Genomic DNA, 5747 nt, shown 5'->3' on the forward strand with positions numbered 1-5747 from the left:
GCGACGGCCGCGACCGCGATGGTGGCGGTGGCGACGTCGCCCCGGCGGAGCGCCTGCGCGGCGCGCGCGAGGTGCGCGGCGCTCTGCGGTCGGTCGGCCGGCTTCTTGGCGATGCACGACATGACGAGGTTGCGCACGGGCTCCGCGACCGTGACGGGGAGCTCGGGCGGCTGCTCGTTGATCTGCGCCATGGCGATGGCGACCTGCGACTCGCCCGTGAAGGGGCGGCGGCCGGCCAGGCACTCGTACGCGACGATGCCCATCGAGTAGACGTCGGTGGAGGGCGACGCCGGGTGACCGCTCGCCTGCTCGGGGGAGAGGTACTGGACCGTGCCCATGACCTGGCCCGTGGCGGTGAGGGGCACCTGGTCGGCGATGCGCGCGATGCCGAAGTCGGTGATCTTGACGCGGCCGTCGGGCGTGATGAGCAGGTTGCCGGGCTTGATGTCGCGGTGCACGAGACCGGCCTGGTGCGCGGCGTGGAGCGCCAGCGCGGTCTGGGCGATGATGTCGAGCACCTTGTCGGTGGACAGCACGCGCTCGCGCTCGAGGATGGTGGAGAGCGCCTCGCCGGGCACCAGCTCCATCACGAGGAAGGCGCTGCCGTCCTCCTCGCCGTAGTCGAAGACGTTGGCGATGCCCTCGTGGTTGACGAGCGCGGCGTGGCGGGCCTCGGCGCGGAAGCGCTCGAGGAAGCCGGGGTCGCCGAGGTACTCGTCCTTGAGGATCTTGATCGCGACCTTGCGCCCGATGACGAGGTCGGTGGCCTCCCACACCTCGCCCATGCCGCCGATGGCGATCCGATCGCCCAGCTGGTAACGCCCTCCGAAGGTCAGTCCGCTCGTGGGTCTCATCTGTCCAGCACCGCCTCAATCACTTTCTTCGCCACGGGGGCGGCGAGGGTGTTCCCCGAGCCCGATCGTCCTCGTCCGCCGCCGTCCTCGACCAGGACCGCGACCGCCACCTGCGGGTCCTCCGCCGGCGCGAAGCCGGTGAACCACAGCGTGTACGGGTCGTCGGTGCCGTTCTGCGCGGTGCCCGTCTTGCCGGCGACGTCGACGCCACTGATTCTCGCATTCGACGCGACGCCGCTCTGGACGTCGTCGATCATCATCCGGGTCATGGTGGCGGCGGTCTCCTTCGAGATCGGGTCGGCGAAGCGGCGGGGGGAGAAGCCGGACAGCTCGCTGAGGTCGGGGTTGAGCACGCTGTCGACGACGGTCGGCTGCATCACGTCGCCGCCGTTCGCGATGCCGGCGGTGACCATGGCGGTCTGCAGCGGGGTGGCGCGGACGTCGAGCTGGCCGAAGGCGGACTGCGCGGTCTGCGCGTCGTCGAGGTCGGGGGAGAAGACGCTCTTGGCGCTGGACATGGGGACGTCGACCGACTTCCCGTAGCCGAACGCGTCGGCCATCTGCGCGATCCGCTCGGACCCGAGGGCGATGCCGAGCTGCGCGAACGGGATGTTGCAGCTGAGGCGCAGCGCGGTCGCGATGCTGACCTCGGGCTCGGAGCCGCACGCGCCCTCGCCGGCGTTCGTGATGACCGTGCCGGTGCCGGGCAGCGTGAACGTCGGCGGGTTCGGCAGCAGGGAGTCGGGCGTGTACTGGCCGGACTCGATGGCGGCGGCGGCGGTGATGAGCTTGAACGTGGATCCGGGCGGGTTGAGGCTGTTCACCGCGCGGTTGATGAGCGGGTTCGACGGGTCGGCCAGGAGCGACGAGTAGCTCTGCTGCACGGCCTTCCGGTCGTGCGACGCGAGGGCGTTCGGGTCGTAGCCGGGCTTGGAGACCATCGCGAGGATGCGGCCGGTCTTCGGCTCGATCGCGACCACGGATCCCTGCAGCGACCCCAGCGCGTCGTACGCAGCCTGCTGCACCGCCGGGTCGATCGTGAGCTCGACCGACGCGCCCTTGGGGTCCTGCCCGGTGAAGGTGCGCGTGAGGCTGTCGAAGAACTGGGTGCCGCTCGTGCCGCTGAGGACGTCGTTCATCGAGTCCTCGAGGCCCGTGGATCCCTGGCCGAGCGTGTAGTAGCCGGTGACCGCGCTGTAGAGGTCGGGCTGCGTGTACGTGCGGAGGAACTTGTACTGGTCGTCGACAGGGACGGAGGAGGCGATGGGCGTGCCGTCGACGAGGATCGAGCCGCGCTCGGCCGAGTAGCTGGCGATGATGGTGCGGCTGTTGCGCGGATCCGCCTGCAGCGTGGGCGCGGAGACGACCTGGATGACGGAGGCCGCGACGAACAGGGCCACGAACATGGCCAGGACGAACACGGAGACGCGCTTGAGCTCGCGGTTCACGACTCGACCACCAATCGGGGCTGGTTGCGGACGGTGTCGGAGAGGCGGAGGAGCAGGGCCGCGATGATCCAGTTGGCCAGCAGCGAGGATCCGCCCGCCGCCATGAACGGCGTCGTGAGGCCCGTGAGCGGGATCACGCGCGTGACGCCGCCGATGACGATGAACACCTGCAGCGCGATGACGAACGACAGGCCGATGCCGAGCAGCTTGCCGAAGTCGTCCTGGCCGGCGAAGCCGATGCGGAAGCCGCGCGAGACGAGGAGCAGGTAGAGGGCGAGGATCGCGAAGACGCCCGTGAGGCCGAGCTCCTCGCCGAGGCTCGCGAGGATGAAGTCGCTGTTGGCGAGCGGCGTGAGCTGGGGCATGCCGCTGCCGAGGCCGCGCCCGAACAGCCCGCCGTCCGCCATGCCGAACAGGCCCGTGACGAGCTGGTAGCTGCCGCCGTTCGCGTCGTAGACGGCGGGGTCGAACGGGTTCAGCCATGCGTCGACGCGGCCGCCGACGTAGCCGAGCGTGCTCGCGCCGTACGCGCCGCCGAGGAACAGGACGAGGCCGAGGACCACCCAGCCGATGCGGCCCGTGCTCACGTAGGTCATGACGATGAAGAGGCCGAAGTAGAGCAGCGACGTGCCGAGGTCGCGCTGGAAGACCAGGACGCTCATCGACACGGCCCACACGAGGAGGATCGGGCCGAGGTCGCGGATGCGCGGGAAGCGCATCCCGAGCACCTTGACGCCCACCATGGAGAGGCTGTCGCGCGCGGTCACCAGGTAGCCGGCGAAGAACACGGCGAGGCAGATCTTCGCGATCTCGCCGGGCTGGAACGAGAAGCCGCCGATGTGGATCCAGACGCGGGCGCCGTTGATGTTCTGGCCGATGACGGGGAGCATCGGCAGGAGCAGCAGGATCAGGCCGATGAACATGGCGATGTAGCGGTAGCGCTGCAGCACGCGGTGGTTCTTCAGCAGCACGATGACCGCGAGCGCGCACACGATGGCGAGGCCCGACCAGACGATCTGCCGCACGGCCACGCTGTCCCAGCCGGACAGCCCGCCCGCGAGGTCGAGCCGGTAGATGGCCGCGATGCCGAGGCCGTTGAGCGCGGTGGCGATGGGGAGGATGAACGGATCCGCGTCGGGCGCCAGCCAGCGCAGCGCCACGTGCATCCCGAGCACCAGCACGGCGAGGCCCGTGGCGGGGATGAAGAAGCTCTGGTCGAACGCGCCGAGCGCGCCGAGCTGCACGAGGTAGAGGGCGCCGCCGTTGATGACGGAGGCCAGCACGACCAGCGCGAGCTCGAGGTCGCGGAGGCGGCGGGGCACGCGGATCCGCGGCACCTTGGGCGCGCGCTCGCGGGAGCGCGCCGGGGCGTCCGCCACGCCGGCCCTAGCCACCCGCGGCCTCCTGCAGCCGGTTCACGATCTCCTGGGCGCCCGCGAGCGAGTCGGCGTTGATGGTCTGCTCCACCTGCTGGCGGTAGAACGGCTGGAGGTCGTCGACCTGCACCTCGGTGCGGGCGTAGACGTGCGAGAGCTCGATCGGGCCGATGGTCTGCTGCACGCCGTTGTAGACCGCGACGGTGCCGTCGGCCTCGCCCACGTAGTAGCGCGACTGGGTCCAGCGGTAGCCGAGGACGCAGGCGAGGACGAGGCCCGCGAGGATCAGCGCGACGCCGACCAGCCACGTGACGCGGCGGCGGAGCGCGCGGCGCTTGTCCTCGGCGATGAGGGCCTCGAGGTACTGGTCCGACTCGGGCTCGAACTGGGCGTCGCGCGCGGCCGTCGTGGCGCGCAGCGGGTGCAGCAGCAGCGACGGGATGCGGACGGCGCGCTTCGCGGGCTCGTCGCCGAACGCGAGGGGCTGGGACGCGGATCCGACGAGCACGGGCTCGGGCTCCGGGCGGGCCGCCGCGGCCTCGTCGTCCTCGTCGAGCACGTCGACGACGACGACCGTGACGTTGTCGGGGGCCCCGTGGTCGAGCGACTCCTTCACGAGCGCGTCGGCGACGGTGTCCGGCGTGCCCGCGGTCGCGAGGATCTCGGTGATCCGCTCCTCGGTGACGTAGCTGCTGAGGCCGTCCGAGCAGAGCAGCCAGCGGTCGCCCGTGTGCGTGTCGAGGACCTGGGTGTCGACCTCGGGCGCGGCGTCGACGTCGCCGAGCACGCGCATCAGCACGGAGCGGCGCGGGTGGACCAGCGCCTCCTCCGGCGTGATGCGGCCGCTGTCGACGAGGCGCTGCACGAACGTGTGGTCGGCGGAGATCTGGCTGAGCTCGCCGCGGCGGAAGAGGTAGATGCGCGAGTCGCCGATGTGGGCGATGGCGACGTGGCGGTCGACGCGGGCGAGGGCGCTGACGGTGGTGCCCATGCCGGTGAGCTCGGAGTGCTCGAACACGGTCTCGGCGAGGAGCTGGTTGGCGGCGACGAGCCCGGCCTGCAGCGCGAACTCGGCGTCGTGCGCGGACGAGTACGGCTTGTCGGCCTCGATGATCCGCGTGAGGGCGACCGCGGAGGCGACGTCGCCGCCCGCGTGCCCGCCCATGCCGTCGGCGACGACGAAGAGGTTCCGCCCCGCGTAGCCCGAGTCCTGGTTGTTCGACCGGACCTTGCCCACGTGGGAGACGGCGGCGGCCTGCGTCACTGTCGCCACGCCGCTACCGCCTGAGCTCGAAGCTGGTCGCGCCGATGCGGATCGGCGTGTCGAGCGGCACCTGCGTCGGGACGCTCACGCGCTTGCCGTCGAGGAAGGTGCCGTTGGTCGAGTCGAGGTCCTGGATCATCCACTCGTCGTTCCAGAGCAGCAGGCGCGCGTGGTGGGTGGACGTGTAGTCGTCGCGGATCACGAGGCCCGACTCGCTCGACCGGCCGATGGTGAGCGGCTCGGTGCCCAGCGGGATCTCGGTGCCGGCCTTGGCGCCGGAGGTGATGACGAGGTGGCGGGCGGTGGAGGTGGTGGCCTTCGCCCGGGACGGGACGGCGCCCGAGTTGGCACCCGACGGCATCGTGGAGATGGGCGGCGGCTGGACGACCGGCTGGGCCGCGCGGGGCGGGGCGGAGGCGGCCGCGGCGTACGGCGACTGGGGGAACGGGGATCCGCCGCCCTGGCCCGTCTCCTCGCGGAGCTTCCGCACGCGCTGGCCGAAGAGGTCGGAGCGCAACGCGTAGACGATGCCGAAGATGAACAGCCACAGCACCGCGAGGAACGCGAGGCGGAGGACGAGGAGGGTCAGCTCGGTCACGACGCTCCCCAGAACCCGTCGTCGTGGCGCTGCCCCTGCGAGCCGCGGCCGCCGCGCTCCTCGGTGGCCTGCGGCACGACGCGGAAGGTGATGGCGGTGCGGCCGATGCGGATGACGGACTCAGGCGGCAGCGGCGCCTTCGTGACGGGCGCGCCGTTCAGCTCGGAGCCGTTCGTGGAGCCGAGGTCGCGGACCTGGGCGCGGGAT

6 protein-coding genes are annotated in these 5747 nt (G+C 71.4%); all 6 read right to left on the bottom strand.

Annotated features, from left to right (window positions below; genetic code table 11):
* Positions 1–854 (bottom strand): serine/threonine-protein kinase (locus tag DZG00_RS11430; protein ID WP_147359981.1); only part of this gene is annotated, 854 nt, incomplete at its 3' end.
* Positions 851–2302: a peptidoglycan D,D-transpeptidase FtsI family protein gene (locus tag DZG00_RS11435; protein WP_119382026.1), complete on the bottom strand. Its 1452-nt coding sequence runs from the start codon at positions 2300–2302 to the stop codon at positions 851–853. The genes DZG00_RS11435 and DZG00_RS11430, both read right to left, overlap by 4 nt.
* Positions 2299–3696 (bottom strand): FtsW/RodA/SpoVE family cell cycle protein, encoded by a 1398-nt coding sequence (locus tag DZG00_RS11440; RefSeq protein WP_119382027.1) that lies wholly within the window; start codon positions 3694–3696, stop codon positions 2299–2301. Before DZG00_RS11440 ends, DZG00_RS11435 begins: the two co-directional genes overlap by 4 nt.
* Positions 3689–4951, bottom strand: coding sequence for a PP2C family protein-serine/threonine phosphatase (locus tag DZG00_RS11445; RefSeq protein ID WP_119382028.1), 1263 nt, complete (start codon positions 4949–4951; stop codon positions 3689–3691). The genes DZG00_RS11440 and DZG00_RS11445 overlap by 8 nt, the downstream gene beginning before the upstream one ends.
* Before the next feature lie 4 nt (positions 4952–4955).
* Positions 4956–5540, bottom strand: coding sequence for an FHA domain-containing protein FhaB/FipA (locus DZG00_RS11450; RefSeq protein ID WP_119382029.1), 585 nt, complete (start codon positions 5538–5540; stop codon positions 4956–4958).
* Positions 5537–5747 (bottom strand): FHA domain-containing protein (locus tag DZG00_RS11455; RefSeq protein WP_147359982.1); only part of this gene is annotated, 211 nt, incomplete at its 5' end. The genes DZG00_RS11455 and DZG00_RS11450, both read right to left, overlap by 4 nt.

Origin of the sequence: Clavibacter lycopersici (assembly GCF_003576405.1) — a bacterium.
Lineage (GTDB): Bacteria > Actinomycetota > Actinomycetes > Actinomycetales > Microbacteriaceae > Clavibacter > Clavibacter lycopersici.